Genomic DNA, 3,906 nt, shown 5'->3' on the forward strand with positions numbered 1-3,906 from the left:
TGAGGTATCGAAGGTCGCTGCAGTCGCAGCACCAGCTCATCGCGGCTAAGCCGCTCAAGATTGCTTCGGCCCATCCCAAGAAAGAATCAGCGAAATCCGACCCGCGCAAGAGGGTGGGTAATTACTCTCGGAGGCTGACCGACTGCGCCACCTCGGCCGAGTGTTTAGACCAGCACCCTCCTGAGCCAAGGGGCTGAGACGCTTCGAGGAGCCCACTCCCGTTCCTCCAGCCCTGCCGGAACAACCTGGATCCACAGCGTCCAAGGAGCAGCGATCACGCGCGGCCAGATCGTAAAAATCCGATCTGTCGTCTGCCTGGCGGATAAAAGGAGCTAAGGCCCGCGTGTTCGAGACACCATTTACTCATCCGGATCAAAGGGAGTATTATTTAAGAAGTGGCATCACGCTCTGGCATACTTCTTTCAAAAAGAAAACTCCGCCGGATAATTTTCTCAAGATATAGAACTGCAACGCTTACGGCTAAAACTGACAATAAACAAATTAAGAACTTTAGTGGTGGGCTATTAATAAATTTCAACCGGTAGGTCAATACTATTCCTAAAGTATAGTGATTTAGATACAATGGATAGCTTAAATTTCCCAGAAATTTCAATAGTTTAAGAGCACTTAAAGATAAAACTGGTTTATTTTTTGAGTTATAGGCGGCCGAATAAGTTATTACCGCAACACACGTAGCCCAAATGCTGACCGTTACAATTGTCCCACGATAGCCGAGTTCAGAAGATGAAATTATTTCGGCAATGCAGCTTACAAAACAGATAAAAGCAAGTAAAATCGTGGGAAAATTAAGTCGCCTTCTGGAATGGAATATAATAATTCCTAGAGAGAAGAATACCCCGTATCTCAGAAGGAATAGCTTAAATGGAAATTTGTGCAATGCTGATAATATTGCTTCGTCATGAGTATAATAAAGTTTGGTCGCATAAGATATCAGGAATGAGTTATATATAATACTCAAGATAGCAATGAAAATGGATAATTTTATCAATCTATTTGGATTCGAGCTTAAAATAGTAAGCGCTACCACAAAATAAAAAAAACCTTCGACAATGAGCGACCAAACTACCCCGTCTATATATGGTCCGAGGGGAAAGAGTACATTCGATCGAATGAATGCCTTCAAAAGCGGAACCCAATTGTCTTCAATAGAGCACATGGCTAGTAAGCTTACGACGCTGGATATCCAAAGAATTGGAAAAATTCGACGACCCCTGTGGTACGCAAAAGTGAGCGCTACACTCAAACCGGAACCACGCGAGGCGCTTGAAGCAATAACAAAACCGGAAATGACAAAAAATATTTCAACACCGACAGCTCCAATACCATAAAAATGCTTCAAAAAAGGATATGCTCCGTCTTCATTCATTGTTAACAAGATACTTTTAGAAGAATATGATGCAAAATGATTCAGCAACACTATCGAAGCGGCAAAAATTCTGATCGCATCTAGTGAGTAATAATGAGATGTCTTAATATCACTCGCTTTTTCAGTTGACACCATAGTCACTTTGCTTTCGTTGGAAACGGAACTAGAGTAGGGGGCTTTCAGTAGGATAGCAGTTTCGATGAGAAACGCTATGCGATCGTCTCTTTTAAGTAGTTATGGCCTTTGATAAATCGCTAAATCGATCCAATCGTTAATTAATATTCTTTGGCACGTTTGTTGCATTAATGGGCAGCGCTGCGCTCAGTCCGTCATAATCTATATGGTAATCTGGCTTGGAACGCCGATTTGAGGGAACGCATACCATGAGATAGCCCTCGGCGTAGGGATACGATGTTCCCAGCCCTGCCCGCGGATTTGCGCGAGCGTGTCGTGGTGGCGATTGAGTCAGGGGCCGCACGCGGGAAAGCAGCCAGTTGGTTCGTAGTCAGTCCCGCCGGCGCCGTGTGCGCACGACGCTTCGTGCGAGAAGTACGCACCCGGGCCAAGCCGATGGGCGGCGATCAGCTATTGTACACCAACGAGGCCCGGGCTGATCTGATCCGGCAGCCCAACGAGGCCAAACTCGAACTATTCCTGCATGAGTTGTGTGCCCGAATGGCCGAACAAGGTCTGTGGGGCGGGGTGAACAGCCTGTCCCGCTTTTTCAACCGTCATAGCATACCGCCATACCATAACGCGCAAACAAAGTCCGGTCACGCGACGGAGCAGGATCGGGAGAACGTCAAGGGGAGCGGTGTCTCAAACCGCGATTTCGGTTGGCTTGACGAGTTTAGATGCTGATGCCCATTGCGGGGGGGGCGTGAAGATCGGCTCGTGTCTGGACTTGAGAGTAGGTTTGAGCTGAGGCGGCTGGAGGTCATCAACGATGCAGGTGGTTGGCGGGGCTGGTCGGCCGATGAACCGCTCCTGGTTTTCCGGAGGCTCCAACTTTTGAGACGATGGACCGATGACGAAGCGAACCCCACCGTATTTTCCTGGAGCCTAAGCTCGACTTTGGCCAATTTGACGGGCGGTTGAGGGGTGGGGTGACGAAGCGAACATGACGGGTAGGTTCGGATCGTCCTGAACAAGAGACACCTGATGCCTGATCTGCCCGCCCGCTTCGCCGAACTCATCCTGGCGTTTGCGCCGCTGTTCGTCCCTCGCTCGTGGCGACACGCTCAGGTTCTGCTGAACGGCGCGATCCTCACCCCCGGTCGGCGCAGGGTGTCCAGCGTCCTGCGGATCATGGGCCGTGCGCAGGAGCGACGGTTCGTGAACGTCCACCGCATCCTCAACCGGGCAGCGTGGTGCCCGCGCACTAACAGCTGCATCTTGCTCAGTCTCTTGGTCAACTCGTTCGCGCAACGCGGCCCCGTGGTCCTGGGACTGGACGACACGATCGAGCGCCGCCGCGGCAAGCGGATCACGGCCAAGGGCATCTACCGAGATCCGGTTCGCTCCTCCGACAGCCATTTCGTCAAGGCGAGCGGGCTGCGCCGGATGAGCCTGATGCTCCTCGCCCCGATCTTTTGGGCGGGGCGCGTCTGGGCGCTGCCGTTCCTGAATGTGTTTCAGCGTGCAACTTTGGGTTTGGCGCAGTTTCGATGCTGATCGGCTCATGACGCGCCGATCAGCCGAGCTTCGAGTAGGTCGAGCTTGGCCCGACCGAACATCTGCCGCTTCACAAGCTGCAGGCGGGTTATCTGCCCTTCGGTCTGGCCGTTCGACCACGGTTGCGTGAGAGCCGCAGCGACGCCCGAGTTGTCCTTCAGCAAGCCGCGCGCGAACGACGATAGAAGGCTGTGGGCTGCAGTCTCGATCCAGGTGTCGAGATCGGGTCGCCTTCGTTCGCGGATCATGGCTTGGAAGCGCGACAGCAGGGACTTTGCCTCGTCGAGCGTCGGCACCTCCGCCTCGATTGTCGCCACGAGAACAGCTTCGGCCTTCGTCAGATTGTCCCGCCCCGTCGTCATCAGCTGGGAGAGGATGCGCGCCGACGGCACCTTGCCAGGCGATCCTTCCAACACGCGCTAGCTGCGTCGCCTCCGCGGTGCCCATTCCCCGACCACCCGCAGGCTGCCGGTGAAACCGCTGGCGCGAAGCCGCCGCCAGAGTTCTACCCCGTTGCGGCAGCCGGCCGCCCATTCGGCATCGAGACGGGGCAGAAAGCCATCTAGTACTACTGTGTCATAAATTTTTGGGTAGGGTTTGCGATTCGATTTCGTAATGGAGCGAGGCATGGATCGCTTGAACTCCTCGCTGGCTGCCGACCAGCCGCGCTTTGCGGCTTATCTGGAGGCTTTGTCAGGCGTCCTGGGCCATGCTGATTGGATCGCGCCGCTGAAGGCCTACTGTACGGGTCTCCTCCTGCCGGGTGCTCGCAAGAGCATCGAGCCGATGGCGGCCCGGATCGCGCCAGCGCGTGTCCAGGCCACCCATCAGGCGATGCATCACTT

The 3,906-nt window shown here is 53.7% G+C and carries 3 protein-coding genes and 2 pseudogenes; 3 read left to right on the top strand and 2 right to left on the bottom strand.

Going from position 1 to position 3,906, the window contains the following annotated elements; all coding sequences use genetic code 11:
• Nucleotides 1-388: 388 nt before the first annotated feature.
• Nucleotides 389-1,522 carry an acyltransferase gene (locus FV242_RS33070; protein ID WP_246693004.1) on the bottom strand — a complete coding sequence of 378 codons (1,134 nt, stop codon included), beginning with the start codon at nucleotides 1,520-1,522 and terminating at the stop codon, nucleotides 389-391.
• Between the two features lie 276 nt (nucleotides 1,523-1,798).
• Between FV242_RS33070 and FV242_RS33075 the strand changes: the two are divergent.
• Together FV242_RS33075 and FV242_RS33080 are read left to right on the top strand one after the other, a co-directional pair.
• Nucleotides 1,799-2,194, top strand: a pseudogene (locus tag FV242_RS33075) (IS630 family transposase); the annotation flags it as partial.
• A gap of 354 nt (nucleotides 2,195-2,548) precedes the next feature.
• A complete protein-coding gene (locus FV242_RS33080; protein WP_147941896.1) occupies nucleotides 2,549-3,061 on the top strand; it encodes a transposase in 513 nt (170 codons plus the stop codon).
• Nucleotides 3,062-3,066: 5 nt separating this feature from the next.
• On the opposite strand, the pseudogene FV242_RS33085 reads toward FV242_RS33080, so the two are convergent.
• Nucleotides 3,067-3,627: pseudogene (locus tag FV242_RS33085) on the bottom strand (transposase); the annotation flags it as partial.
• A 61-nt stretch (nucleotides 3,628-3,688) separates the two neighbouring features.
• On the opposite strand from FV242_RS33085, the gene FV242_RS33090 reads away from it, so the two are divergent.
• A partial coding sequence (locus tag FV242_RS33090) for a transposase (RefSeq protein ID WP_147941897.1) occupies nucleotides 3,689-3,906 on the top strand: 218 nt, incomplete at its 3' end.

The sequence above is a fragment of the Methylobacterium sp. WL64 genome (genome assembly GCF_008039945.1).
In the GTDB taxonomy this organism is placed as follows: Bacteria; Pseudomonadota; Alphaproteobacteria; order Rhizobiales; family Beijerinckiaceae; genus Methylobacterium.